24 protein-coding genes are annotated in these 25,890 nt (G+C 59.2%); 9 read left to right on the top strand and 15 right to left on the bottom strand.

Annotated features, from left to right (window positions below; translation table 11 throughout):
- Window positions 1-236 precede the first annotated feature (236 nt).
- The 6 genes from ACRQ5Q_RS17825 to ACRQ5Q_RS17800 form a co-directional block, all read right to left on the bottom strand.
- Entirely contained in the window at window positions 237-1,208 is a 972-nt protein-coding gene (locus tag ACRQ5Q_RS17825) for a dienelactone hydrolase family protein (protein ID WP_439399249.1), read from the bottom strand.
- Between the two features lie 906 nt (window positions 1,209-2,114).
- On the bottom strand, window positions 2,115-2,834 hold the full coding sequence (locus ACRQ5Q_RS17820) for a hypothetical protein (RefSeq protein WP_439399248.1): 720 nt from the start codon (window positions 2,832-2,834) through the stop codon (window positions 2,115-2,117).
- Window positions 2,835-3,093: 259 nt separating this feature from the next.
- Window positions 3,094-3,372: a DUF2934 domain-containing protein gene (locus ACRQ5Q_RS17815; RefSeq protein ID WP_439399246.1), complete on the bottom strand. Its 279-nt coding sequence runs from the start codon at window positions 3,370-3,372 to the stop codon at window positions 3,094-3,096.
- 869 nt (window positions 3,373-4,241) lie between these two features.
- Window positions 4,242-4,979 (bottom strand): class I SAM-dependent methyltransferase, encoded by a 738-nt coding sequence (locus ACRQ5Q_RS17810; protein ID WP_439399244.1) that lies wholly within the window; start codon window positions 4,977-4,979, stop codon window positions 4,242-4,244.
- A gap of 253 nt (window positions 4,980-5,232) precedes the next feature.
- Window positions 5,233-5,643: a VOC family protein gene (locus ACRQ5Q_RS17805; RefSeq protein ID WP_439399243.1), complete on the bottom strand. Its 411-nt coding sequence runs from the start codon at window positions 5,641-5,643 to the stop codon at window positions 5,233-5,235.
- Between the two features lie 33 nt (window positions 5,644-5,676).
- Window positions 5,677-6,273 (bottom strand): TetR/AcrR family transcriptional regulator, encoded by a 597-nt coding sequence (locus ACRQ5Q_RS17800; RefSeq protein ID WP_439399242.1) that lies wholly within the window; start codon window positions 6,271-6,273, stop codon window positions 5,677-5,679.
- Window positions 6,274-7,119: 846 nt separating this feature from the next.
- On the opposite strand from ACRQ5Q_RS17800, the gene ACRQ5Q_RS17795 reads away from it, so the two are divergent.
- The 3 genes from ACRQ5Q_RS17795 to ACRQ5Q_RS17785 all read left to right on the top strand — a co-directional run bounded on the left by ACRQ5Q_RS17795 (window position 7,120) and on the right by ACRQ5Q_RS17785 (window position 8,803).
- Complete coding sequence (locus ACRQ5Q_RS17795; RefSeq protein WP_439399240.1) at window positions 7,120-7,269, top strand: hypothetical protein; 150 nt, start codon at window positions 7,120-7,122, stop codon at window positions 7,267-7,269.
- Window positions 7,270-7,729: 460 nt separating this feature from the next.
- Complete coding sequence (locus ACRQ5Q_RS17790; RefSeq protein WP_439399238.1) at window positions 7,730-8,053, top strand: DUF6894 family protein; 324 nt, start codon at window positions 7,730-7,732, stop codon at window positions 8,051-8,053.
- A 528-nt stretch (window positions 8,054-8,581) separates the two neighbouring features.
- Window positions 8,582-8,803: a hypothetical protein gene (locus ACRQ5Q_RS17785; RefSeq protein WP_439399236.1), complete on the top strand. Its 222-nt coding sequence runs from the start codon at window positions 8,582-8,584 to the stop codon at window positions 8,801-8,803.
- Between the two features lie 8 nt (window positions 8,804-8,811).
- Here ACRQ5Q_RS17785 and ACRQ5Q_RS17780 read toward each other — a convergent pair whose 3' ends face one another.
- On the bottom strand, window positions 8,812-8,988 hold the full coding sequence (locus ACRQ5Q_RS17780; protein ID WP_439399234.1) for a hypothetical protein: 177 nt from the start codon (window positions 8,986-8,988) through the stop codon (window positions 8,812-8,814).
- Window positions 8,989-10,951: 1,963 nt separating this feature from the next.
- On the opposite strand from ACRQ5Q_RS17780, the gene ACRQ5Q_RS17775 reads away from it, so the two are divergent.
- Entirely contained in the window at window positions 10,952-11,317 is a 366-nt protein-coding gene (locus ACRQ5Q_RS17775; protein ID WP_439399233.1) for a hypothetical protein, read from the top strand.
- Window positions 11,318-11,356: 39 nt separating this feature from the next.
- Window positions 11,357-11,758 (top strand): ATP-dependent DNA ligase, encoded by a 402-nt coding sequence (locus ACRQ5Q_RS17770; RefSeq protein WP_439399231.1) that lies wholly within the window; start codon window positions 11,357-11,359, stop codon window positions 11,756-11,758.
- On the opposite strand, the gene ACRQ5Q_RS17765 is transcribed toward ACRQ5Q_RS17770, so the two are convergent.
- The 3 genes from ACRQ5Q_RS17765 to istA (ACRQ5Q_RS17755) all read right to left on the bottom strand — a co-directional run bounded on the left by ACRQ5Q_RS17765 (window position 11,755) and on the right by istA (ACRQ5Q_RS17755) (window position 15,054).
- A complete protein-coding gene (locus ACRQ5Q_RS17765) occupies window positions 11,755-12,393 on the bottom strand; it encodes a Crp/Fnr family transcriptional regulator (RefSeq protein ID WP_439399229.1) in 639 nt (212 codons plus the stop codon). The genes ACRQ5Q_RS17770 and ACRQ5Q_RS17765 overlap by 4 nt on opposite strands.
- 363 nt (window positions 12,394-12,756) lie before the next feature.
- Window positions 12,757-13,500, bottom strand: coding sequence for an IS21-like element helper ATPase IstB (istB, locus tag ACRQ5Q_RS17760; RefSeq protein ID WP_439392912.1), 744 nt, complete (start codon window positions 13,498-13,500; stop codon window positions 12,757-12,759).
- Window positions 13,501-13,515: 15 nt separating this feature from the next.
- A complete protein-coding gene (istA, locus tag ACRQ5Q_RS17755) occupies window positions 13,516-15,054 on the bottom strand; it encodes an IS21 family transposase (RefSeq protein WP_439392910.1) in 1,539 nt (512 codons plus the stop codon).
- Window positions 15,055-15,569: 515 nt separating this feature from the next.
- Between istA (ACRQ5Q_RS17755) and istA (ACRQ5Q_RS17750) the strand changes: the two genes are divergently transcribed.
- Both istA (ACRQ5Q_RS17750) and istB (ACRQ5Q_RS17745) read left to right on the top strand, forming a co-directional pair.
- Complete coding sequence (gene istA, locus ACRQ5Q_RS17750; protein ID WP_439399826.1) at window positions 15,570-17,351, top strand: IS21 family transposase; 1,782 nt, start codon at window positions 15,570-15,572, stop codon at window positions 17,349-17,351.
- Window positions 17,329-18,096: an IS21-like element IS1631 family helper ATPase IstB gene (gene istB, locus ACRQ5Q_RS17745; RefSeq protein ID WP_271608671.1), complete on the top strand. Its 768-nt coding sequence runs from the start codon at window positions 17,329-17,331 to the stop codon at window positions 18,094-18,096. The genes istA (ACRQ5Q_RS17750) and istB (ACRQ5Q_RS17745) overlap by 23 nt, the downstream gene beginning before the upstream one ends.
- Before the next feature lie 168 nt (window positions 18,097-18,264).
- Here the strand turns inward: istB (ACRQ5Q_RS17745) and ACRQ5Q_RS17740 are convergent, their stop codons facing one another.
- Window positions 18,265-18,582, bottom strand: a complete 318-nt coding sequence (locus tag ACRQ5Q_RS17740; protein WP_439399227.1) for a hypothetical protein — start codon at window positions 18,580-18,582, stop codon at window positions 18,265-18,267.
- A gap of 359 nt (window positions 18,583-18,941) precedes the next feature.
- On the opposite strand from ACRQ5Q_RS17740, the gene ACRQ5Q_RS17735 reads away from it, so the two are divergent.
- Window positions 18,942-19,199, top strand: coding sequence for a hypothetical protein (locus ACRQ5Q_RS17735; RefSeq protein WP_439399225.1), 258 nt, complete (start codon window positions 18,942-18,944; stop codon window positions 19,197-19,199).
- A 518-nt stretch (window positions 19,200-19,717) separates the two neighbouring features.
- Here the strand turns inward: ACRQ5Q_RS17735 and ACRQ5Q_RS17730 are convergent.
- The 4 genes from ACRQ5Q_RS17730 to ACRQ5Q_RS17715 all read right to left on the bottom strand — a co-directional run bounded on the left by ACRQ5Q_RS17730 (window position 19,718) and on the right by ACRQ5Q_RS17715 (window position 24,164).
- On the bottom strand, window positions 19,718-19,969 hold the full coding sequence (locus ACRQ5Q_RS17730) for a DUF6894 family protein (RefSeq protein ID WP_439399223.1): 252 nt from the start codon (window positions 19,967-19,969) through the stop codon (window positions 19,718-19,720).
- A gap of 1,864 nt (window positions 19,970-21,833) precedes the next feature.
- On the bottom strand, window positions 21,834-22,031 hold the full coding sequence (locus ACRQ5Q_RS17725; protein ID WP_439399221.1) for a hypothetical protein: 198 nt from the start codon (window positions 22,029-22,031) through the stop codon (window positions 21,834-21,836).
- Between the two features lie 352 nt (window positions 22,032-22,383).
- Window positions 22,384-23,223: a Crp/Fnr family transcriptional regulator gene (locus ACRQ5Q_RS17720; protein ID WP_439399219.1), complete on the bottom strand. Its 840-nt coding sequence runs from the start codon at window positions 23,221-23,223 to the stop codon at window positions 22,384-22,386.
- Window positions 23,224-23,870: 647 nt separating this feature from the next.
- Complete coding sequence (locus tag ACRQ5Q_RS17715) at window positions 23,871-24,164, bottom strand: DUF1127 domain-containing protein (protein ID WP_439399217.1); 294 nt, start codon at window positions 24,162-24,164, stop codon at window positions 23,871-23,873.
- A gap of 144 nt (window positions 24,165-24,308) precedes the next feature.
- Here ACRQ5Q_RS17715 and ACRQ5Q_RS17710 point away from each other — a divergent pair, with 144 nt between their 5' ends.
- A complete protein-coding gene (locus ACRQ5Q_RS17710) occupies window positions 24,309-25,847 on the top strand; it encodes a winged helix-turn-helix domain-containing protein (RefSeq protein WP_439399216.1) in 1,539 nt (512 codons plus the stop codon).
- The last annotated feature ends 43 nt before the right edge of the window (window positions 25,848-25,890 follow it).

The following is a 25,890-nucleotide window of genomic DNA, read 5'->3' as shown; positions in this document are numbered from 1 at the left end:
CGTGACGCTAATGTCTGGTCCGGCCGTGCTCCTGCCCCGCCAGCGATAAGCTGGCCAGGGGCGCCAAGACAAGGAGCACGCCATATCCAAGACACCCAGTACCGCGATCGCCGTGATCGGCATCGATATCGGCAAAAACTCGTTTCACGTCGTGGGCCAAGATGCACGCGGGGACACACGCGGGATCGGCCGAGGTCTTCTCCGGCGGACCTTGCACCGAAAGGTTGGCCAGAAGGTCATTGCAGGTGGAAGAGGTCTTTCAAGAAAGCCTTCACGTCTTCGTGGGATTTGTTCGCCGCTGCTTCCTGATAGTAGCCGCCCGTGAAACCCTTTTCGTAACAGGAATCGCTCGCCGTAAATGGCTGCCTAGTCTCCTCGTTGAGAATCGCGCCGCTCTCGCCTTCCGCAAGGCGACACCGCCTTGTCGTGGGCCCTTGCTCAGATTTCACTGCGATTCGGTACATCGGGGCGTCGAACTGATGAAATGCCTCAGGGTATTCGATGAGGCGCACGCTCTTGCCTGCTTTCGAAAGCCGTTCCGCGTAGTCGCGGCACGGCGCCACGGGAGTCAGATCGTCGGCTGCTCCGTGCAGCATGAATATCGGCTTGTTCACGTCCTCGTCGTCGCGGAAGCGCGTATTGCAGATGGCGTAGGCGGAAATGTGCGCGACGAATTGCAGGTCCGGATTCCCGTACATTTTCTGGAACCGCGCCATGGCGGAATAGAGAGCGGCGGCTGCGCCCTGCGAGAAGCCCATTACCGCAATGCGCGATGGATCGACCCTTGGGTCCTTGGCGACGACTTCGAGCGCGCGATAGGCGTCCACAATTCTCGTCAGAAAGGATATCTTGCCTGGATCGGCTGGATAGTTGACCAGCCCGCGACCGGCATAGCTGTCGACCGCAAATGTTGCGATGCCAATTTCATTCAAGACTCGCGGCCATTCCTCGTAAGGCGCGCCCTCCGTGATAGGGCCGCTCGCGGAATGAAGCAGAATGACGACGGGCTGTTTCGCCGGGCCCGACTTAGAAAAACGCAGTTGACCTGCGAGCGCGACAGGCGCGCCTTTCTTGCCCATCAGAAAATCTGCGGCCGAGACGGTCTCGGATGGGATCGAATAAAACGCCTCCCGCGAGATTTGGGCTTCAGCTATTTCGCAACCAAATGACAACAACGCTGCTCCGGCGAGCGCAAGAAGCCGATTCATGACTACCTCAAATGTTCTCAACCAAAGAATGCCTGATCATAGCACTTACGAGTGGCTGCAAAACAACTCCCTGAGGCGAAGATTTGTGCAGTTTTAAGCTTGAACTGGAGACATCGGTTTGCTGCGTCGCGCTAATACGTAGCCCGGATGCTACGGGTCAGATCATGAGGACTCCGCTGATTCTGGCCGCCGCCATTCTTGGCTTTTCGGCATCGGCCTTCGCTCAAACTGCGGCGCCCAAGGCGACCGCGCCCCCCAAAGCCCGCGCGGCCAAGCCGCAAAAACAGCCGACGGCCCCAATGGGTTGTAAGCTCGTGGGAACGGTGAAGGGGACCAAGCTTTGGGCGGGCGATTGTGTCGCCCCGTCAGAGCTACGGGGCAGTACACCGGCCGCAGAACCCGCCGCGCCGGAAACACCTCCCGAAGCAGCCGACAAACAGTAGGAGGTCGAGATCGGGCTAGCGGCGAAGGGGAAATAGTGAATGGCATCGCCCCGAGATGCGATCAGAGAAGCAAAAGAAATGAGCAACACCGAGCTTATTGTTGGCGTCAGACGCCATCCGAATGACTGGCAAACGGCTCTTTACCGCTTTTCCAACGTCACCGAACTCCACTGGGATAGTACCAGTGGAGGCGTCGGGCGAAAGACCTCGCAGCCCGCGCTTTTCGGCTACGTCATGTGCGACGGAGCCATAGAGAGCGAAGTTGCTCATTCATGCAGGCATGGACCTGGGCCCCATCGGAAAAAACCTGCATCCCGAAGACCTGCAACAAAGAGGACTGGAAGGCGATACGGGCGATAGCGCCAACGCGTTACGCCGCCACCCGTGCGTTTGTCGGGATGAAAGCGAAATTGTCGTTGATCCGCGACTGCAGGCCCCACCATCCCCGATCAGCGAAACGGTTTTAGTATCTGGTTATTACGTCCCATCGACTACGATCCTTCATTTCGTTGCGATACGCTTCGACCGACGGATATGAACGACCAGCGTCAGCCACCAAGGCAGAATGGTCTGGAAGAACGGCAAGTCGCACACCGCTGGCATCGTAGATGGTTGTGCCGACCGGGAAGGCTTCAGGGTCTTGAACCGATGGTGTTGAAGGCCCGGTGGCCTTACCCCACGGGACCAAGTTCGCGTGCCCGCGCTCGGGCATTTGCTCGCGAAGGGAAGTCGGTTCTGCGACTTCGTGGGGCAGCCGCTGCGGTGAAAAGTATGCAGCCACTTGCGCCCATCGAATACTCATTGTGCCCGCGTCGGTTTCGACATTCACAAATTCATCACCATTGTGGACGTGCCGTCGTCTAAAGGCATCCACGTACCAAACGCTCGGATGGGGACTATGAATGTTTTTGAGCTGCGGAAACTCGAAGAAGGTTCCGCTATTACCGACGGCCTCGGACTTTGCTTGCGCGACACGCAGTGTTTCCGCTGCCTGTTTCTGAGACGCGCCGGAAAGCAGTCCGCTCACCATCGAGAGGGCCGCGGCCTCTCCCAGTAGTGTCCAGCTAGGCACTCCCAGAAAACCTACGCCAAGCGATCCGCCGCCGAGACTCTTGGTCGCCTGAGCCCGAAGTTTAGCCACCTCTTGAACGCCCCCTTCGTCGTAGAGCATGACTTTGAACAATGTGAGTTTCTGTCCAGAACTCAGTAAGACGACTGGGCAATTCCTCTCGTTTGACATGGCTTCCCCAACTCCCGACAGTAAGAATAGCTCTAGACTAGCAAGCTCTCAACCTTGAGGGGAAGGCCTCTACTATGACCGCATTCTGCGGCCGACCTCCAAGTTCGAACAAGTCAGGTCTGAGAGCAAGTCAAGGTTCAGGGAATTTCTGACCTCATCACCATTCAGCGCGGAGTGCTTGGCAGCTACCAGGTAAAGGTGCTTAAGCGCTGGCGCGCCGGGCCTCTTGAGATTCCGACATGTGCGTTCCTTTAATCTCGCGCTCTGCCCTGAGCCAAAACTCCAGATCGCGTCCCTCCGGACGTCCAGCCTCCTCCCAAAGCTGATGCGCCCGAGTCCGAGTTTGTTGCTTTTCGAGTCCCACCTGTATGTCCGCCAGCTTGCGTTCGATGGTCTGCGCAAAGCTTCGCAGGCGCTCGATGGTAACCTCGTCAACGATCATCCGCATCGCTCGATTTGCCGCGGCGAGCTGGCGTTTCAAGCTTTGAAGCATTCCCCGGTGTCCATACGCAAAACTCGAAATAATCTAGAGTAAGTACGTTCAGGAGACCGAAATGTTCATTGGATTACCTGGGGACGAGCAACGGCAAATGTTGGCATGTGTGCAAAAGTATACAGACTAGGCCGAACGTCCGGAGCCAGGTTGCGGCCTCGCCGGGCGGAGAGGTCAATGGTCGAACGGCTTAAAATCTCACTCGAGCAGCTCGGGCCGCCAACGTGTCCGACTTGCCACATCGAGATGAGGTGGTTCCGCTCTGAGCTATGCCGGGATGCCCCGGCGCTCATCGCCCATCTTTTTATCTGCCCCAATTGCGAACGCGCGACGCGGACGCATTCGAAGCTTCACTCCCCAAAGGCGCCCCCAGAGAGCTTGCTCTCGCAGCCATCGTTTTGCGCCCGACAAAAGAAGCAAATTGCTGGGAGCGTCCCTCGGCCGAATAACGCTCAACGATAACATTGCCTTCCTCGACATAGCCGAGTCCGCGCAACGTTTAAAAAAACCGTCGTACCCAGAAGGGGCCAATCGTTTTAGTCAGCTCAGCAGCCGGTATGCCCGAATGAACAAATGCGATGCGATGCTCTCTCTGCATTTGCTGCGCCCAGCTCGCCAGCGGCCGGGTTGCTGCCGCACCGCTGAGAACCACAATGAACTCCCGCCGCCGCATCGGCTGTCCCTGATGACTTCGCGCCGTCTAACAAAAAACCGCATCGCGGCTGCCCTCGGCGAGAGTAGCAGCATAGCGAATTGCCGAGGATCACGTGAGGGGTTTCCTGCGCTGCAGGAGTTCGGTGTTGGGCGCTATCTCTCGTCGGAGCCATGAGCAGAAATCGTTGGCTCAGGTTCGGCTTCTATTTTCTGAATAGATAGAGTTCGGTCACATAGGGAAATTTGATTACCTCCTGCGCCGCGAGCGCCGGCTCGCGTTCGATGACGCCTTCGATCCTCGATCGAACGGTCTTCTGCTCAGTGTTCGGCAGTGCCGCTACGAAGCTCGTTGACAGTGCGCGGTCAACGATTCCGTTGACGGGCATGGGTTGGCTGAACGAATAACTCTTCTGGCCCACAAATCGAAGCCGGTCATCGTCGAAGATGATCCGCCATTTTCCGTTGGACTGCCGCGGAGTGTCACCTGCATAACTATCCAATACTCTGGAGAACTCAGCGACCCACGGCACGCGCTGGTCACGCACATTCCAGATCAACGCAAGAGTGCCACCCGGCGTCAAGATGCGATCGATTTCGCGCGTCGCCTTCTCATAGTCAAACCAATGGAAGGCTGTCGCACAACAAACTAGGTCCGCGACATGATCCGTCACTGGTATTGCTTCGGCTCTGGCGATTAGCACCTCAACGTTCTTCATCCGACTAACCGGGATGCGCGCGGCCATTTTCTCGATTGGTTCGACGGCCAGAATTCGTTTGCCGGTCAGAGCCAGGAGTTCTGTAAACTTCCCGGTGCCGGCGCCCAGTTCGATCACCGTATTTGCCGGCGGCAAATCCGAAAGCAACGTCGCTGGATAGTCAGGGCGTCCCGCGACGTACTCGCTCACCTTGGCAGCATAGGCACTTGCTTTTTTATTCGCCATGATGTGCGTCTCTAGCCTGACCACGTTACGGCTTTGCGTCCATCACCACAAACAACAATCGGCAAACTTCATTCCGCGATTTACCCAGGCATGGTTCGTGGCCTACTGAACCACGGTGTCCGTTGCCGAAACAAAAGAGCTCGTCAGCTGGATCGCGAGGACTAGCGCAATGATCAAGCGCAGCATTCGCCCCTCCATCTTGCCGACAGCCCGCACCGGCCGGCGCGTCGTCCGCCCTCAGTGCGAAACCGCATCACGCTGGATTTGCGGTGTCGGTCGCTTCTTCTTCCCGGCAAACGAAGTGAATTTTGTTGCCATCGAGATCACGAACATACGCGCCGTAGTAATTGGGTGCGAAGTGGGGCCGCAATCCCGGGGCACCTTCGTCTTCCGCGCCGGCGGAGATAGCCGCTGCATATGCCTCGTCGACGGCCTTTCTGCTGGAGGCCGAGAACGCTGCCATCCAGCCATTGCCCTGATGTGCGGGCAGCTTGTTGAAGGGCAAACCTACCCAAAACGTCTGCGCCTCACCCGGACGCCGCCACGATGCCCAACTCGGATATTTGGAAGGAACCCGCTCGATCCCAAGTGGTGTGAGCACCGCATCATAGAACGCGGCAGCGCGCACGAGGTCATGAGTACCGACGGTCAAGTGACTAAACATCGACACCTCCTTGTGCTCGGCGAGCAGATCGATCTATTCACTTCCCGCGTGACGCGCGCGGTAGTCGGCTACGATCGCCGAATATGTCGTGAAAATCATGTGATCGACAATCGGCGGCGGCGACTCTCGCCGTTTCAAGTGCTCGCGCACAGCCGCTACCGGCACATTCGCTATCACGAAGTCAGCGAGGCGCCTCTCTTCGGCACCATCTTGGCCGAAAACGACACGGGCACGGCGCTGTGCATCGTTCTTCATTCGACGGTTCATGGCGGCCACACGCTCCCGCAACTCTAGCGGCCACTCGCCTGCGACAAAATCTTCTCGATTGAAAAGCAGCAAAAGACGGGCTTCGTTGAGATGTTCTCGACACCATCTCGGTGTGTGCAGCGCCGCGGCTAATCCGTCGCCGGCAGCAAGTGCCTCCGAAACGCCCTGCTGAAACTGGAGAATCGTTTTGAGCCACAGGTTCCCGAGTAAAACGTCCCGCGAGGGAAACCGATGATAGAACGATCCGGTGGGTGCCTTGAGGCGTTCGCTGATGGACGCCACCGTTGCGGCTGCGGGTCCATGCTCAAAAGCAATGGCCAGCGCGGCGGATAGGTAATCGGCTTCGGCGAACTTTGCTCGCATGTCATTAGAATAGATATTCTAGAATATAGCGTCAAGGCACCTGCATCGGGATTGTGGCCGGTAGTCCGTGAATGTCAGCCGGCTCAGGGCAGTCTTCAGGTGGGCATCTAAGATGAGTGCAGGTCTGGGGTAGCAGGACTAACCGCTCCGTGCCCGCGGCAGACGTGCCGATGTCAGACGAGAGCGGCAAGCCGCCATCGGCTATGGGATATCGATGAACCTGACTGTTCTCAAGCGGTCGCCTCCGGGCCGCAAGTCTGGGCAGCGGCCCCGCCAACGCTGTTACACATGACGAGGCCGCCCGCGCTCCGGGTCGGCTGAGGGATTGGACCCCGGAGGGCCATCAGACTCTACGCCTGCTGCCTTTGATGAGGATTGCTCGAAGGAGGCACTCACTTCGAGATGTCCCAATTCTCCGAGTGCCCGGTTATTGTGCAGGACGGCTCTGCATTAGCGTGGGTTCCCGTAATCGACGCGGGTTGCTACCCGAGAGTGCCGATTCCGAAGCACTCACATTCAACTCGCTCGCTCCCTGCAAACTCCGAGCCCCCCCGGATACAGGAGCGGGCAGATTTGGGTGTCCTAGTCAGCTATACCTACGTATAAAAGCGGGCCCCAGCTCGCGGGGCTATCGGGGACTTGTATGGAGCTGGGGCCGGTACCCTTGGGGCGAAGGGCATCCGGAAAACTTGGTAACGGCCCAAGCGTTCCAGTCCTAATTTCATATTGGGACAGCACCGGAATGGGGTTTAAGTAGAATCCCGGGGTGTCCTAATTCGCCAGCATCGGAACGCTTGGCCTATAGGTCCATTACTCGGCATGAACGACCCAACGGGAATTGGCGTCATGGGCATTGAGCGCAAATACTCACCTAAGTATTTTCGCGACCGCGCGGCGGAGTTCCGGGCAAAGGCTGACAATTGCGAGCACGAACAGACAAGGCAAACGCTCAGCAAAGCTGCCCAGGCCTTTGACGAATTAGCCCGGCTGAGCTGAGTTGATCCGCACCGTTCAGGACGCCGCAGAGTGAAGGTCGCTGCCGGACTGGGAACGATTGCCAGGCACCTAAGTTGATGGCTCGGCCTCACGCCTCGACAACGTGACGCTGACACGGAAGGCCTCAGCTCTCACGCCAGCCCCAGAGCTGAGGCCTTCTTGTGTGCATTTTTGCACCAACGCCCCGGAACGGAGTCGGCTGTTCCAGAATCTTCCATGCACAACTTTCGTGCGTGAGGAATGACGTGGTTACGAAGACGACCCGGGAAGTAGCAGCTACGCTACTCAAGCTTGGCAAGACGAGTTCCGACCCAGCGGTGGCGGCTGGCTTCATCGAGAGGGCCGCCGATCTCAAGGAGCGGATAGACGACGAAGGTCTGCCCAAGTCAGACGGGAATCTGCCTCCGAACATCATCCAACGACAGTAACCTTCTCGGGAACGCTCCCGGGCCGCCTAATTATGCCGCGATACTATTTCGACTTGCGAGAAGGCGACGAGGTCACTCCCGACGAAGAGGGTTCAGAGCTTCCAACTGGGCTTGCTACGCAGGCGGAGGCTGCCAAGTCCCTCTCAGATATCATCCGAGAGGACGTCCACAGTAATCCCCTCGCCCTGGGGCGCCGCGACTTCGCGATAGACGTGCGGAACGATGCCGGTCCCGTAGTGCAGGTCCGGCTCATCTTTGAGTTGGAGGCGGTGAAGAATCGAAAGGCCGCCTCAGCAGTTGGGCGGTTTCTTTCATTCAGAACACGTGTGCGCTTGTGGGCCCGATGCAGAAGATAGTCTCGCACTCAATCGGCGTCCGCACCTGAGCGCGAAGCGGAGAGCGCTCGCGCTGTTCCCACATCGGAAGGCGGGTTTCGAAATTTCGCGCAGTGGTTTGTTTGTTGCGGGAATTTTCAGCAATTGGTTAGATTGTCACTTCAATCCTGGACGTGTCGCCTCTGACCGGGGGAGTTGCCGTTGAAGCGGGAATTAAATGAATTCCGCAGGCTCGAAAGGGCTTGCAGAGAACACGCCGCCATTGCTTCCTTTGACCTTGAGCGGGAGGGCCTGCTCAAGGTGGCCGAATATTATCGGAACGCCATTGAGGCCCTTCAACGGCGGCGACTTCCGGAAGTAGAATTCGCAGGCGCTTTCCACACCCACGACGCGCAGTAGCTCGCGCGCGTTCCAACGCCCAAGCGATTGATAATTTGCGAGGTACTTGCGATGCCGCTTTCATGGGGCATGCCTCCTCCTCTCCGACGCCACACGCCCACGCACCCCCATGGCCGCCCGCTCAAGATCACGTTCGGCGAGATGCGTGAGATGGGTGTGCGCGGCGTTTTAGTTTTCTGCGCCGATTATCGTTGCGGCCACAACGTTGCCTTGAGCGCCGATCGATGGGCTGATGATGTCCGCCTATCGGATATCGAGTCGCGGTTCATCTGCCAGTCTTGCGGCAGACGCGGTGCCGATGTCAGACCTGATTTCGAGAGCGGCAAGCCGCCGCAATTCGCGAATTCGTCAGCGAAAGAGGTCGCCAACTGAAGGCGGCCTTATTTTTCTCCCAGCAGCTTGCCGGTCTTACGATTGATAAAGTGCACCCTGGTGCAGGCCGGGCAAGCGATGGATACGTAGCGATCACCTAGGGAATCGTCATCGCCGTCGTCATCCAACAAGCACTGCTGGACCTTGAACGCCGTCGTCGGGCAGGTGAAGACGATCTGAGCCATAGCGGCGACAATGGCGAGATCGAGCGCAAGCGGGGCTGATCTGGCTCAAAGTTTCCGCGACGCAAAAACGAATTAGGCTGGGCGTCGACGAACATCGTGGAAGTTGCCGAACGCGCCGAGCGACGAGGCGCCAACGCTGGCGTATGCACCATGACTGATCCTCACTTACCCAGCAAGGAAAGGGCCGCCAACTGATGCCTTACCTTGGGTCGAGCTGCTTACTGGCCATCTCAGCGAGTGCAGGGCATTGGTCACGCCGCGGGCCCCAACTCAGGTCGGGCGAGTTGAGGCCGAGGTAACTGCCCGGCTCGGTTGCTGAGGTGCGCGCAGATGACTGGGAAAATGTCCCCCGATCGACGCCCCGTAAACGACCGCAAAAGCAAAGGACCGCTGCTGTTGGACAGCGGCCCTCACGCTGCCGGGCTCAATAATTCCTAAATGAAATGCCTTCCCCAGCCCCGGCATTGCCAGTTTTTCCCAGGCATTTGGTTCTCGCCATATCAAACGTGAATGAACACTGCGTCTTAAGCGCTCACTCCAGAGCAGCGGCCCCCCCAACGCCGGCATCGCGTGGCGAGGCCGCCTGCGCTCCGGGGCAGGGCTGGAACTGCCCGGAGGTCTGCCGATCTTATCCCCGCCGCAAAAGAATAACGATTGCCCGAAAGAGGCACTCATTAGGAGTGCAAAGAGAAAGGCCCCAGCTCGCGTGGTACGGGGGGCATAGAGCTGGGGCCATTGGGGTTACCCTTGGGGAAGGGCATGGGGAAAACTTGGCAACCGCGCAAACGTTCCCTGTCCTAATCAGAATTGCGGGTGTCAGGACAGCGCCGCCGGCATCGACTAGCCCAGACCAAAAACTGCATTGGCGTCGGGCAACTAGCTGTCGGGCAACCGGCGTACCTCGGACAAACGATAGGCCCCGCTGTCCTCTTGCCGAGTTCGGCGGAGCTGTTCCAGCCCATCTTCGATCGATCGGAGATCATCCAGAACGTACTTGGCTGCGGGCCCGGACATGGATTGAAGCAATTCGCGCCTAAGATCTCTCATGTCTTCGAGGGCCCGCTGATTCATCAAGCGGACGTAAACCGAGACGAGTACTTTACACGACATGGCATTTCCACTTGCGAAATGAAGGCACGCAAGATGCATAGTTGAACTGACCGAAGAGGCCCTGGTTCCAAACAGAGGACGGGCCATCTCATGGCCCAGGCGCCGCTCAACCTTCTTGTGACTGCTGCCCGCCTTCTTCACTGTCGCGGTGTGGGCTATTTCCCTCCGGAGAAGGCGGAATTATGCGTATAGGTGTGTTCGGTCCGGTAGGGACGGCTTCTTGCGCCCAATGCAGACGTTCAACGGATCTGATAGCGATGTTTGAGCCGGTCGCTTGTTGCTTTTGCGGCGTATTGAACGCGCTCAAGGTCGCAGCCTTCCTGTGCAACGACATCCAACTTCCAATCTGTCGTCCCGGGTCGGTAATCAGGCCCGAACTCTACTTCGATGGAGAAAACCCATGATCTCGGCACAGTTCGCTCCTCAGGGTGAAAGGCGGCTGCTTAGCGCGCTGGGCGATCAATGCAGTCTCCTCAGGCTGATGAGCGCAATTGCTGCAGAGCTTTCGGAGTCAGCTCATATCGTCTCCCCGGCTTTGTTAGCCAGCGTTCTTTAAGCATACGCTTTGCCAAGTAGAACCCGCACACTGGACGGTCGCCTCCCGGGTGGTAGATCTGACCATTGCGTTCAATTAAGTAGCCGTACAGCTGTGCTTGCCGCAGCGGCCGCAGCATACCCGGGGTGGGGTCCGGCCCCATAATCGTCGTCGCTCCTTGGGCGAGGCGCTGGCCGAAGAATGCGGGTAGGTGCCGGCGAGTCGCTGCGAAAACAATGACGGCTCTGCACATATCGTTCCTACCGTGGGGGCGCTGTGAGGCCACAAAAGCGATTCTCAGCCCGTAGGCTGCCTACCTTGGACTCCGGTCAGTGGAGTTCTGCGTATGACTTCGCCGTCCATCATCCGAACGATCGCCTCGACAAGGACTTTTACCTGGTCCTGGAGGAGTTCCGCGACGGTGCGGCTTTCCGCGAGACCGACGAAGGCATCGACCATTCCACGCTGATCGATGACCTGCTCTCCGGGCAATATGATCGGGTCCTGCGCGTGGTCGCCTTCAACCCGGTCGAGGGCTGGTCTCGAGATGCATCGGAGGATGTGGCTCGCGAACTGGAACGACATATCAGTTCCGAGGGCCGTGAGGTTTCGGAGGCCCTGACTGACTTTATCGAAGCCCAGCTCGGCCGCCGTGTGGGGGTTCAGATCCCGTTGCCGCTCTGAAGACTCGCATTTCGGCTCTCCGCGCATAGATTGCCGATCATGCGCAGCTCCTTCGAATTTTGCCTGCCCACGGCAGCTAAAGCCGTGCCAGACGGCCCCGAATGGCTCCACGAAGTCAAGATGGACGGATACCGCGTCAGGATTGATCGTGACGGCGATCGCGTTCGGCTGTTCTCGCGCAATGGCCATGACTGGACCGCCCGCTTTCCATGGATCATTGAGGCGGCCCGCAAGATCCGACAGAAGCGCTTTGTCCTGGATGGCGAAGCCGTCGTGCTTGGCGTGGATGGCGTCCCGGATTTCAACGCCCTGCATAGCCGTCAGCATGACCAGGAGGTTCAGCTCTGCGCATTCGACCTCCTGGTCGAGAGCAGTGACGATCTCCGCAAGTTACCACTCCACCTTCGGAAGAATGCTAGGACACTGCCTGATTCAACTTAGTTTTGCGGATGCGAAACATTCGGCGAGCGCATTGTCAGCTCCTCGTCATACATCCGTTTGATCCTCTGGCGCATCACGCCGTAACACTCACAAGCAACATCCTCGAGCCGCGCTCGGTGGACCTCCAACACGCCCCGTCGCTCCGATATGATGCAGCCGATTTCCCGAAGTTTACGCATTGTTAGAGTAACGGTCGTTCGCCGCACCCCGATAAGTTGTGCGAGCGCCTCTTGCGTCAATCGAATCTCCCCGTTTGCGACACGATCATGAATCTCGAGCAACCATCGAGCCATACGGCACTCCGCCGAGTGCACAGCGTTGCAGGCGGCCACGTTCTGAAGCTGTAGCAATTGAGTGCGGAGATGGAGGCGCAGCACACGCTTAATGGCGCCGCTTTGCTCAAAAGCTTGTTGCAATCGTAAAACCGGAACCTGGAGCGCAGCTCCGGCCACATAGGCAGTTGCTGTGACGGGCGAGTGCGAGGGACTAAGAACAGAGAAAGCACCGACCGCGCCTTCCGAGCCCATGAGAGTGGACGCCACAATGTGTCCGTCCGACATCTCAACCAAGAACGCTAAGATCCCGCTGATAGGAAAATAGACTTGTTTGAGCTCATCACCGGTTCGCACCAACACAGCGTGAGACTCGAACGATATCTTCTGAACGTGAGGCTCAAGCAGGTTGAGATCCGCTGGGGGCAAAGCCGCTAAAAGTCCATTCCCGAGGCTAGTCTGCGCATTCCAGGGATGGTGATCAGGTGTTCCAGGCGATGGTGATCACGGATTCCAGCGATCGTGATCAGATGCGGAGGCGAACACGACTGACGGGTTTATGTGTGCTGGAAATGGTCTCCTGGTCAAGGCTGGCGGGTTGGTTCGGAGATCGTTCCGGCGGTCCATGGGAGGGCCCCGTGCGCGGCGCGGAGTGCCCCCATGAGCGACGGAGCGACGCGCGCGGGAGGGGCCTGTGGGCCGGCGGGGCGATCGTGCGCGAGGTGCTCACGGTTTTTTCTTTTCGCCAGCCTGACGCCGTAGACTGTCGCCTTTGAGCTCGAGGCGGTGCGCATTGTGAATGATGCGGTCCAATATCGCATCGCCAAGGGTGGGATCGGCAATGACGTCGTGCCATTGCGACACGGGGACCTGACTTGTGATCAACAAGGATCCCTTGTCGTAGCGATCATCGACAATCTCGAGCAGATCGCGGCGCTGGTCGGCGGTGAGCGGTTCGGGTCCCCAGTCGTCAAGGATGAGGAGATTGACGCGCTCGAGCGCGGCGATCAGGCGCGCCAGACGGCCTTCGCCGCGCGCCTGGGCGAGATCGGCGAACAGGCGGGATGTTCGCTTGTAGAGGACGGAGAAGCCGTCGCGGCAGGCCTTGTTGCCGAGCGCACAGGCAAGCCAGGACTTGCCGGTGCCGGTTGGGCCGACGATGACCAGGTGGTTGGCCTCACGGATCCATTGGCAGGTGGCGAGGGTTTGGAAGAGCGAACGGTCAAGGCCGCGAGCGGTGCGATAGTCGACGTTCTCAATGGCGGCGGCTTGCCGGAGCTTGGCACTGGTCAAGCGGCGCGTGAGGCGGCGGTTGTCGCGGGCGGTGACCTCGCGATCGACGAGGAGGCCGAGCCAATCGGCGTGCGGCATCTCGGCCGCCTCGGGGTTGTTCTGCAGTTCAGTGAGGGTATCGGCCATGGCGGCGAGGCCGAGGGCGCGCAAGCGATCGACGGTGGGGTGAATAAGCATGCTGATCTCTCCTGATCAATTGTAGTAGCTGCGGCCACGGATGTTGGCGTGGAAGAGGATGGGCGCCTCCTCGGCGGGAGGCGCGGTTCTGTCGGTGCCGTTCTTGAGGATGGCGGCGACCGTTTTGTACGAGCGGGCGTTGAGCAGCAGGGCCCGGGCGCAGGCGGCGTCGACGCGTTCCTGGCCGTAGCGCTTGACCAGCCCGAGAATGCCGATCGCGGAGCGGAAGCCCTGTTCCGGATGCGGCCGCGACCGCAGGATGACGTCGATCAGGGTGTCGGCGTCGGGGCCGACCTTGGCGGCTTCGGAACGAATACGCTCATGGGTCCAGTCACGATAGCGGCGATGCGAACTCGGCATATGCTCGGCAATCGTGGTCGGGCGATGCGGCAAGGTGCTGCGCAGATGCGAGGCCACGCGCTTGCCACGGAGGAAGATCTCGACGGTCTTTTGGGTGATGCGAGCCTCGACCTCCTGATGCAAGAGGTTGTGAGGGACGCTGTAGTAATGCTTGGCGATCTCGACGTGATAATCGAGGTTGACCCGGCAGCGCTTCCACTCGGCATACTCGTACGGTTCATCCGGCAAGGGGGTGAGCGCCTGATGATCGAACTCTTCGAACAGATCGCGCCGACTTCGCCCCCAGCTCCGGAGAGGTCGATCGTTCAGCTCGACAAGGAGGCTGTGGATCGCCTCGTTGAGGGCGGCGAGCGAGAAGAAGCGGCGGTTGCGCAGACGCGCCAGAATCCATCGCCCGACGATTTGGACCCCGACCTCGACCTTGGCTTTGTCGCGCGGCCGATACGGCCGCGCCGGGACGATGGCGGTGCGGTAATGGCGGGCGAGATCGGCATAGGTCCGGTTGACCATCGGCTCGTGAAAGCAGGCCCGGGTGATGCCGGCCTTCAAATTGTCGCTCACCGTCTGCCGGGCCACACCGCCGAAAAAGGCAAAGGCCCGCACGTGCGAGGCGATCCAGTCCGGCAGGCTCTGGGTGAGGCTGGCCTCGGCGTAGGTGTAGTTCGAGGCGCCGAGCACGGCGACGAAGATCTGCGCGCTGCGCACCTCACCGGTGAGCCCGTCAACTACCTCCATGGTGTGGCCGGAATAGTCGACGAACAGCTTCTCGCCGGCGACATGGACCTGGCGCAGGGTCGGCTTGAGGCGGCCGGCCCATTCCTTATAGCGTTCGCAGAACCACGCATAGCTGAAGCTGTCGGAGTTTGCGTCGCAATACTCCTCCCACAACAGCATCAGCGTGACGTTCGGGCGCCGCAGCTCGCGATGCACGAGCGCCCAGTCCGGATGCGGACGCTCGTCGCTGGGCCGATCGGAAGGCGGCGGAAACAGGCGGTTCTCGAGCTGGACGTCGTCATCGAGCTCCGTTGGCAACGGCCAGGTCAGACCGGCGCGGCGGGCTCGGTTGACGTACTTACTGACCGTGCCCTGGGCCAGACCGAGGCTGCGGGCAACGGCGCGTTGCGACATGCCGACGCTGTAGTGCAGGCGTAGAACTTCGCGAATGTGGCGCATGGACAGTCTCTCTGTCGGCATCTCGATCCTCTGCGGTTGGGCAAAAGACCGAGCTACCCCGGTTGCAGACTGTCAGCGGTGGGCGCCTCCTGGTTGTCCCCGATCATGATCGCTGGAAATAGCGATCACGATCGGCTGGAAACGGTGATCACGATGCTCTGGAATGGGTGATCACGATGGCCTGGAATCGGTGATCACGATCGGCTGGAACGCGCAGGCTAGTCTGCAGCGCCATCGCGGAAGTCCCTAAATCAGACAGAAAGCACCCAAAGCCTCAAACCTGCATTCGAGGGGATGTTCCAAATTTTCTCAGCACCCCACGGCGCGACGCAGTCGGCCACCGCTTCCGCCGTGCAGCGGTGCCTTTGGTGTTAGTCCTCCTGAATTGGCCAACTCGGACGAGCCTTCCAGGGCGTGCACTTAAATCCGCCCCGTGGGTCGGTCAAAATCCCCCGGGTATGGTCACTTGAAACTCCCCCACCTGATGTTCACCGTCAGCGCCGCTGAACAGCGGTAGCCGGTCAGGCAGGACGTTTATTTTCGGTCCCTTTAGCCAGCAAGGGGCCAGGGAGTTGAACGTCTTGAAGCCACACCTGCAAAGCACGGTATTTACGCTACTCGATCGCAACGCCAGCCAGCGCGAGATCCACAGGCTGACGGGGATCGATCGCAAGACGATCCGGCGTTACCGGGCGCTGCGGGCCGGTGCGGAGGCAAATTCCCCCGGGGAAGCGACCACCGGCCCGGTGAGCGTGGACGGCCAAATTCCTCCACCCCGACCACCGGCTTCTGGGGCATCAGGAGCGACGGTCACCAGCAGCCTGGCCCGTTCGGCTTGCGAACCGCATCGGACGTGGATCGAAGAACAGGTCCGCCTGAAGCGGAATGCGCAGGCGATTTACCAGGACCTTGTCGATCATTTTGGCTTTCCGTCCAGCTACCAGAGCGTCAAGCGGTTTGTGCGCACGTTGCGACACAGCGATCCCGAGCAGTTTGATCGACTTGAGTTCCTGCCCGGCGAGGAGGCCCAGGTCGACTATGGCGAGGGCGCTCTGACGATTGATCCCAGGAGCGGCCGGTACCGCCGTCCCCGCCTGTTCGTGATGACGCTGCGCTACTCGCGGCGCAGCTTCCGGCGGGTGGTCTGGAAGTCCAGCCAACACGTCTGGGCGCAGCTCCACGAAGAGGCGTTCCGGTATTTTGGCGGGGTCCCCAGCTATGTCGTGCTCGACAATCTGAAGGAAGGCGTCCTCAAGCCGGATTTGTACGAGCCCGAGCTCAACCCGATTTACAGCGCGATGCTGGCTCATTACGCCGTGGTCGCCGATCCCGCGCGTGTGGCCGATCCCAATCGGAAAGGATGCGTCGAGAGTGCGATTCAACATACCCAGGGCACCGCGCTGGCCGGACGGCGCTTCGAGACACTGGAAGCCCAGAACGAGTTCTTGAGGAACTGGGAGGAGAATTGGGCCTCCAAGCGCATCCACGGTAGCACGCGTCGTCAGGTCGAGGCGATGTTCCAGGAGGAGAAGCCACACCTGCGGCCGTTGCCAGTGGCTGCCTTCCGCATCTTCACCGAGGTCGTTCGGACCGTCTGCGACGATACCACCGTGCGTGTTGATAGCAGCTATTACGCCGCGCGGCCTGCGCCCATCGGCAGTCAGGTCGTGGTGCGGATCTACGCCTCCACGATCGAGATCCGTGATCGCCACACCCATGCGCTGCTGCGTGTTCATCCCCGGATGACGCACTCCGGTTCTGTCGTCCTGCCGACCAGCGAACGGCCGTTCAATCCGTCGCGGCAAACCGCCGTGCTGCTGGCGAGCGCCGAGCGCATCGGGCCGCAGACCAGGGCGCTGTGCCAGCAAGTGTTCGACACCGAGGGGCGCCCCGGACAGCGCGCGATGTGGGGCATTGTCGGGCTGGGCCGGAAGTATCCGGCACGGCTGGTCGAGCAAGCCTGCGCGCACGCCGTCGAGAACCGCATCTACCGCTACAAGCACGTGCGTGCGACCGTCGAGCGGTTGTTCGAACAGGCGATCGCGCAGGTTGGAGCGACGCCACAGCCGGCATCGTCGCTCACCCAGGATCATCCGCTGATCCGCGCTCCAGCCGAATACGGCGATCTCTTCAGCCGTGCCGTGCGGCACGATGCCGGCGACAATGGCCGGCAGGCCGAGGCTCACGGCGACCGCACCCCTGCAACCCGCGCTCGTGGCGCCTGCGCAACCCCGGCCAGCTCCGGCGCCACGAGCGCTCCCGCGGCTTCTCACCTCACACTGGAGACCAAACCACATGATGACCATGCCGGAAATTGAGCGTTGCCTGCGACAGCTGCGCCTGTCGGGCGTTCGCGACACGCTGCAGACGCGCGTGCTGCAGGCGCAGGGCGCCAACCAGCCATTCCTCGAGACCTTCTCCCTGATCCTGCAGGACGAACTGGACCGTCGTCAGTCCCGCCTTATCGAGCGACGATACCAGCAATCCGGGCTCGACGAAAAACTGACGCTCGCCGAGTTCGACTGGACCTTCAATCCCAGATTGCCGCGCCAGACTTGCTTCCAGCTCCACACCCTGGCGTTCATTGCCGCCGGCGAAAACGCGCTGCTTGTCGGCAAACCTGGCACCGGGAAGTCCTACATCGCCAAGGCGATTGCCTATCAGGCGATCCTGCAAAGCCACAAGGTCCAGTATCTTGAGACCGACGACTTCTTCCACCGCTACGCCATGAACTCCCCGGCACAACGCGAGGTCCGGCTGCGAACCATCATCGACTGCGATCTCCTCGTGCTGGACGATCTGTTCCTCGCACGCGCCATCCCTGACGACGCCGGCGCATTGCTGCAGACCCTGATCCATCAGCGCTACAAACTGCGCCGCAGCGTCATCGTTACCTCCAATCGCGTCGTGCAGGACTGGGGGACATACCTGGGGGACAACACCATGAGCACGACGATCCTCGATCGCCTGATGCATCATTGCCATCTGCTTGAGTTCGACGGACGCAGCTATCGGCTCAAAGAGGCCGCTGAAACTCTTGCCCGGGAAACAAAGGCAAACTAACAATCACCATGTCCTGCCTCGCGGGTGGAGGAATTTGACTGACCATACCCGGAGGAATTTGAAGTGACCCGCGGGGATCCGGGATGTCCGCTTACTTCCAACAGCGGCGCCCAGAAATTGCACGAAGTCTGAGAGCGGGAAGGCGAAACCGGAGAAAAGCGAATATGGTTAGCCACCGGCCATTAGTAGCAAGTGTTGTATAGAGGTAGGAATGTTCTCCCCTTCGTCTCTGCGCTGCTTCAGCTCAGCAGCGATCTCGGCTGTGATATTGCGCGACCATCCCTCGGCGGTGTTGAAGGCAACGATGCGCACTGGGCGGCTGTAAACTTCGTGCAAGAGGTCGCGGATCAGCATCTCGCGATACGTACCCTCATCATCATCCGTCTCGCGCCAGGCGCGTCCCACCCATATCCCGTAGGCGTCCAGAAGTACGAGGTACATGTCATGGTCCGCATCTTGCGGCACCATCGATGGCGAGCGATGCATGATCTTTCTCCGAGTCATTTACGGATGCATCGGAACCGGCTGACATTTGCTGAGTGTCTGCTCGCATCTATTCCCAAGACCAGATGCCCAAGCAAGGCCCAAGCCGGGCGCCCCTATACCATACGGACGCGGCAATATGCTGATCGTTCCAAAGTTGCCTCAGTTGAACTCGTTGACCGATGGGGCGCGATGAGAGACATGCTCGAACATCTCGCGACCTTGCGCGAGCAGATCGGGAAGTGCGAGAGTGAGAGATGAGGCCAGGCCGCCAACAAAACTCGCCTACAATAGGAAGTCTCCTTTCTGGATGCTTATCCGGGAATGGGGCTGTCGGAGCTCGCGAAGCTGGAGGCGCGGCCATGAAGCGCCGCGCCATGAGCAAGTCGTTCGGTAATGGCGCCGGGCGCACGTTCTGCGCCAGCACAACAGCGCCGTCCTGCTGTTCAGCTGGCGCGGCAAGCCCGACGGATGGGCCCGCAACCAGACGCGCTGATATGCAGCTGGCGCAGTTGTTCCAAGCCATCTTCGATCAATCGGAGATCATGCTGAACGTACTTGGCTGCCGGGCTGGACATGGATTGGAGCAACTCGCGCCGAAGATCTCTCATATCTTCTAAGGCCTGCTGGTTCCTCAAGCGGACGTAAACCGCGACGATTGCTTTACACGACATGGCATTTCCACTGCGCCAAGATGGATAGTTGAACTGACCGAAGAAGCCCTGCTTCCTAACAAACGAGGGTCATCTCTGCCTCGTGAGTGAATCTGTGTGCTTAAATCGCCTCCGGTTCTTTCCCATCGCGTGTTCCTTCTGCTGATGGGAGCAATTCTAAGTTCCTATGCAGAAGGTGGCAGACACATAGGTTAAAATCTGGAGATAGAGCTTTGAACGAGAATCGCGTGAGGGACAGTGCAAGCGTGCTTCGCGTCGTTGCGTTCAATCCAGTCGTAGGGCTGGTCGCGCGACGCGTCCGAGGACATCGCGGCGCGCGAGCTCGAGCGCAGGATTGCTGCTGAAGGTCACGAGATCTCGGACGGCTTGGAGGATTTCGTCGAGAGCCAACTTGGCCGCTCGATCGGCGTGCAGCTAGCGCTGCCATTCCGGATGGCCGGTCGTGGCTGAAATAGGAAAGCTCCTTACTGCCTCAACACGGTCACAAGCTCAAAGATGAATCTGACCTGCATCACCGGCCCGGCATCGTTTCGAACGTCTATAGCCAAGTCGCGCCGCCCTCTCACGAGAGGATCGCTGTGCACTGCTTCTCGGACGATATCGGCTAACGACTTAGCGGCCTCAGCGTGCACAGCGAGCAGGCCCGGAAGTTCCAAGCCCTCCTCGTCTGGCACTACCTCGTCGCTGTCTCTCAAGTCGAAATAGTATCGCGGCATCGCAGATCAAAATTTAGACCGCCTCAAGTGCGTTCCCTCAAGGAATGGCCTAATTCATCTTGCGGCGCAGCTTCAGAAGCAGATCGACCGGCGAAGCGAAAGGGGAAATGGCCGCAGGACCTACTCGCCAAGTTTACCGAACGGGAAAAAGTGTGCCAGCTCCGGCCCTGAGGCCTGTCCGGGAAAATTGACTGTTTATTGAATGGGCACGTTCAGCCCGGTTGATCGGATTGATTCCAGAATTCGCTGCGCGGGTTGAGTCGAGAAATGGTGTTCCAGAAAGGAACACCATTACTGTTGCGGGGGCGCCACGTTAAGGTCAGGAAGGCGAACCCAAGTCAAGCCGCAGCGCCCAAGCCGGGAAGCTTCCATGGAAGAGTTTACGGCCTACTTATTTGGGCGGACGGGCGCATCGTGCAAACGATAAGGCTGATTTGCGCCAACGAGGAAGCCGCTAAACAGCGTGCGCTGCAATTTGCGGAGGCCTCGCTGTCGAGCTTTGGCAGCTCACACGCAAGATCGCGAGCTTTCCGTCACGCGCGAACTGAGGCGTTACGCAGTTGCTTGGGTATTTTTCGGCTGCGGCAAGTAAGCCCGCCTCGACTGCGGACGCTCCCAATAGCGGCGACCCGCCAACTGGCGGGTTGGCGGGGCCGCCCTCCGGGCGAAGGGCTGGATGTTGAGCCCCGGAGCGGCAGCAAACCTTACGACGCTGGACCGGAAAGAGCGATCGCTCAGAAGAGGCACTCATTCCGATTCACTATTGCCGCCCTTTTGCTTTTGGGTCGTTCACCGTTGCGCCGGGATTTGCCGATCTCGGACTGCTTGACGTACCCTGGCCGGTCGTAGCTGCCGGGGAATCTCCGCCGCCGCCGCCCCCGGCACTGCTTCCACTGGCTCCGCCAGCTCCGCCGTCTCCGCTACCGCCTGCGCCGGCACCTGCGCCAGCACCCGCGCCGCCCGCACCACCTGCCCCGCCCCCAGCTCCTCCGCCTTGCGCCGACGCTGCGGCAATCGATCCGAACACCAACGCGGCAGCTAAGGCAATCTTTGCGATTTTCATGTTGTCATCTCGTTGCTGAAGTTTTCAGAAACTGAACTTCGCAACGATCGTTCCTAAGGGCAGCGCCAAATCCAGAGCTGCCCGCAGCGCCAGACGTTCCAGAGTTCGAGCGACGCTCGCGAGCAACCCTCAATGATCGGATGACTTACAGCACCAAACAAATCCTGAGGTCGCCATGAACAAAGATCCCCCACTGACACCGGACGTTTTCCAATCGAAGTGCACAGGGAAAAGCTCAAGAACCAAAAAGGCGAGCCGCTCGCCTCTGCCGAGACGGAAGATCTTGCGGCGGAGATCGCTGAGCGGCTTAACGAGCAGGCCTATCAGGAAGAGCAAGATCGTTGGTCGGCTTAAAAAGCTGACTCTGCGACGAAGTGATGCAGCAACATAGCCGCCCTAAATCACGCTAGCTGGTTGGTGTGGTCTCTGTTTCAAGATGGGCTGGTACTGATGGAACGGCTTGCGCCGGCGTAGACCATCGGCCCCAGCCGGCGGTTGAAACGAGCTGGGACCGAGGCGTCTGCCGCTGTCTGATCGGCAAACGCAGCCTTATCCCAAAGAGTTGTCCCATCGCATTCAAATTTGTGAATCGCCGACGCAAAGCGAACGCTCCAGCCCGAGGGAGAGCGGGCTGGAGCTAGTCTCGGCACAGGTCTCGCGGAAGGAGGGCGCGCAAGACTCGTCATTGAACTGGACGCAGGGTCACTCGTTCCTAACACAAGCAACGGCCTACATTCCCTCCTTATCGCCCCAGCCGCATGGCACTAGGGGGCGCCCTCGGAGCGGCCTTTTAGAGCGTGCTCAATCGCCGGCAAAAACAATGGTCATGTCTTGGAACTTCTGCACCGGCAGATTCGTGATGCTTCGGTGCATCTGTTGGATATCGAGGCTAGTTCTTGAGGGGACTGCCTCGGCCGGCTGAGCCCCGAAGAAAGCGACCTTTGCAGCGACACCGATCAGGAGAATTGCGACGAGGGTCATAATGGAACGTGCACGCATGATCGCTCCTTCGTTGCAAGGGGGGCTCGATTGCCTCGATTGAGGAGCGTAAACGGCCTCCGTTTCAGGCTCTTTTCCTTCCTCCCTGAAACGGTTTCATGGACCAGGATTTTCGGCTTCGTGGTCGCTAGGCTACGGCCCTCGATTCCCGATCAGGTGAACGCTTACCTTCCGCCCCATGCATGGCGTACGAGCTCTGCGTGGCCGGCCAGACGGCATGTTCGTCGCGCCATTCGAGGGCAGAAGTCTCGCAGCTTAACGTTGATCGGCGGCTTCCCTAGGCGGACATCGTTGCGTCGCGAGAGCCGCACTGTGCGGCGACAGTAGTGCCACCCATGGCAGTCAATGCCATTCAAGCTGTGCCTCGCGCAGCTGCCATCAATCGCGCCGCTTTCTCTTGTGCGAGAGCTGCTTCCAGCTTCGAGAGGCTTTCCTGGAGGCGCTGGTTGTTTTCGAGGAGACGCTGGCCGGTGAGGAGGAGGATATAGTAGCCGAATTGCTGATCACTCTGAAAATAGATTTCAAGCAGCCTTTCATAAGTTATCGTCAGGACTTGGCCGTCTTCTCTGCACTCGACCGTCGCGGTTCGCCGGTTATTGGGTGTGAGGAAGCCAAGTTCTCCCATGAAGCGCCCTGGCGGAAGCTCGACACCGATTTCTATGACGAGAAACTTCCCGGTGACGATGAGGAACATTTCCGCAGCGGCATCACCCTTCCTGAAGAGTATGTCGCCTCGGCGATATCTACGCTCGGTCATGAATGGTTTTAACCATTCCATCGACCTATCACCCTGCGTCGCGCTACGTGCCTTCTTAACGAGCTTGAGCAGTTGACGGAGGCGAAAGGCGTTGACTGGCAACAGCAGCAGATAAAGCAGAAAGGTGGCGACGCTCCCGGAAAGCGCACAAGAAATTGCGAAGAATGTACAGCCGACCATATTCGCGACCCGCAGCGGCACCATTCTCTGCATCAGCAAGGTAGCGACAAAGAAGAAGGCGCCAACTAAGGCGAACATGTTGGCGAGCGTGATATTGGCCAACACAATTTCAAACAGGCGATTAAACAGTGCGTCGTAGGTGATGTTGTTGGGATCAAGTCCCACTTGAACGAGGATCTTTGCGATCCTGAAATTGTCGGCCGCTGTATCAAGCATGCGGTCTAGAATTGTCGAAAGATCTGCATTGGAATTCATCGGATCACCCCTATGCAAACATTCGGTTATGCGGGAATTTGCGGATACGTGACAGTCGAAGTCGGACAGCACAAGCGGTATTGATCCACGTTTAATATTATCCGCCGCGGTCGTTTTTGGTGGTCACAGGCGCGTGGCCGGTAGCGTGTCAACGCTGAGACGGGCGGGGCTGCGGGGGCTTTGACCCGCGATGTATAAAGCCGTTCCTACCCGTAGCCGAATTGCCTTTGAGCCGCCGAAAAGACCATTCTCAGGGAAGAGCCGGACCTGACGAACTGAGCGGCCGGACTGCCGCTTCTAAGCCAGAGCAGTGACCTCCACAGAAATCAATTATCGAACCAACACCTAATCGGCTCGCTTCCTACAATTAGCTCGGACAGAGCGGATGGAAAGGAGCGCTGAAATGCAAGCTCGGTTTGGCACTTGCGTTCAAGCAAGTACGCAAAGGACATCGCTAAGATGATCGATGCAACGCCGGCAAAGTACGGCCACCGTTCGCCACTCATTGAGCACTCCGTAGCAGGAGGGTTGGCAATCATTCGCCGCGGCCTGGTTCTGATAATGTACCGCTTTCATACTGCCGCCGGGCGGCCTCGTCAGATGTGAATTGGTTCACATCCCGGAAATGTTCTTGCTCGCCTCTTCGCTCAACCTAAGCGGTTATGTAACGCCTTCTGGTTGTGAATAATCCGACCTTGCATCGTTCGACCGGATAGAATGCCTCGCGGATCGCAATCTCGGTGCGAGGCGACGTAGTCGATTTCGCCGCGCGTAATACCGATATCCATAAGCTCCCTATCACTTAAGTCGCACAAGCAGGCCAGTAATCTCTGGCGTTTGCGCCACTCCTGAAATGCATTCCAGTATGCTTCGAGAGGACTGTAGACCTGGCGCCTTGCCGTTGCCGGTCCCAGCTCGGTGGTCCCGTGGATCGTGCTCATTGAGGGTGTCCTGTCTGGAGTGCTCACTAGGCGGAAGTTGCCGCAAGAGGTGCCGGCGCGCTTAACTGGTGGCTTACATTTCTCTTACCGGCGGCTTATTCTTCATGCGCTAATACAGAGGCGGCCCCGAGAAGGAATGGCAGGTTGCGCTATCTTTTCGAGGAATACGCATTCGACACCGACCGGCGCGAGCTGCAGCGGGGCACTGATGCGGTCTCGATCACACCGCAGGTTTTTGACCTGCTCGATTACCTTATCCGCAACAGAGAGCGAGTTGTCAGCAAGGACGACCTCATCAAGGCCATTTGGAATGGGCGCAGTGTATCTGACGCGGCGCTGACAACCCGCCTGAATGCTGCTCGAACCGCCATCGGCGATACCGGCGAGGAGCAGCGGCTTATCAAGACGCTTCCGCGCAAGGGCTTCCGTTTTGTCGGACAGGTGCAGGAGACGCGAGAAGTTGCGGGCCCTCCACTCCCGGAGAAGCCTCCCATCGCCATCGCCGTACTTCCGTTTGAGAACATGACCGCCGATCCCGAGCAGGAGTATTTTTCGGACGGAATGGTTGAGGAGATCACTACGGCGCTTTCCCGGTTTAAATGGTTGTTCGTGATCGCCCGCAATTCCAGCTTCACCTACAAGGCCAAGACGGTGAACGTGAAGCAGGTCGGGCAAGAGCTTGGCGTGCGCTATGTCCTTGAGGGGTCCGTGCGCAAGGCGTCGGGCAAAGTCCGCATCACGGGACAGTTGATCGACGCGGTGACAGGCGCACACATCTGGGCGGACAGGTTCGAGCGCGACCTGACCGACGTTTTTGCTCTGCAGGACGAGGTGACAATCGCCGTCATCTCGGCCATTCAGCCGAAATTGCTGCAAACAGAAATCGAGATGGCGGCACGGCGGCGACCGGAGAACCTTACCGCCTATGATTATTACCTCCGTGCTCTGCCGCAGTTTTACCTGGCGACCCGCGAAGGGTTCGCCGAGGCGATAAGGCTGGCTCATCGCGCGTTAGAGCTAGACCCTCGGTTCGGCTTTGTTGCTGCTCTGGCGGGTGCCTGTCACATGAACAACGTCGTCTTAGGCTATTCGACCAATCGTCAATTCGAGCGCAAGGAAGCGGTTCGGCTCGTTCGCTTGGCATTGAGTGTCGACAATGGAGATCCAGAAACGCTAGCATTGGCTTGCGTAACCTTGGCGTTCGTTGCAGGCGATTACGAAAGTGCGATCGAAATGGCAGACCGGGCGGTCGCGCTCAACCAAAATTCATTTGAGGCATGGCACGCTAGAGGCTGGGTCTATTTTCTTGCTGGGTTGCCGGAGGAAGCGGTCCGGAGCTTTGAACGTGGCATTCGGATGAGCCCAATAGACCCGCGGCTACACGTGTCGCTTACTGGGATGGGGATGGCCTTTATTGAGCTTCGTCGCTTTGACGAGGCCATCGTGGCCGGGAAGAAAGCGCAACGCCAGAACCCGTCCTATTCGTCCGCATACGTGTGCCTCGCGTCCGCTTTGGCCCATCTCGGACGTGACGCTGACGCGCGGGAGGCGGTGGCTCGTCTGCTTGAGGTCGATCCCACCTACGGTATATCCGTGAGGATCGGTCGGGCGGGGCAAACAAACGCGAAGCTGATAATTGAGGGTCTTCGGAAAGCGGGGTTGTCTCCAACTGCTCCGAGGTGATCGAATGACAGCTTTTGGCCCGTCGGGAAGTTGCGCCTCGGCG

It is taken from the genome of Bradyrhizobium sp. PMVTL-01 (assembly GCF_051861855.1).
Lineage (GTDB): Bacteria > Pseudomonadota > Alphaproteobacteria > Rhizobiales > Xanthobacteraceae > Bradyrhizobium.
This window is presented reverse-complemented; position numbering and strand designations above follow the sequence as displayed.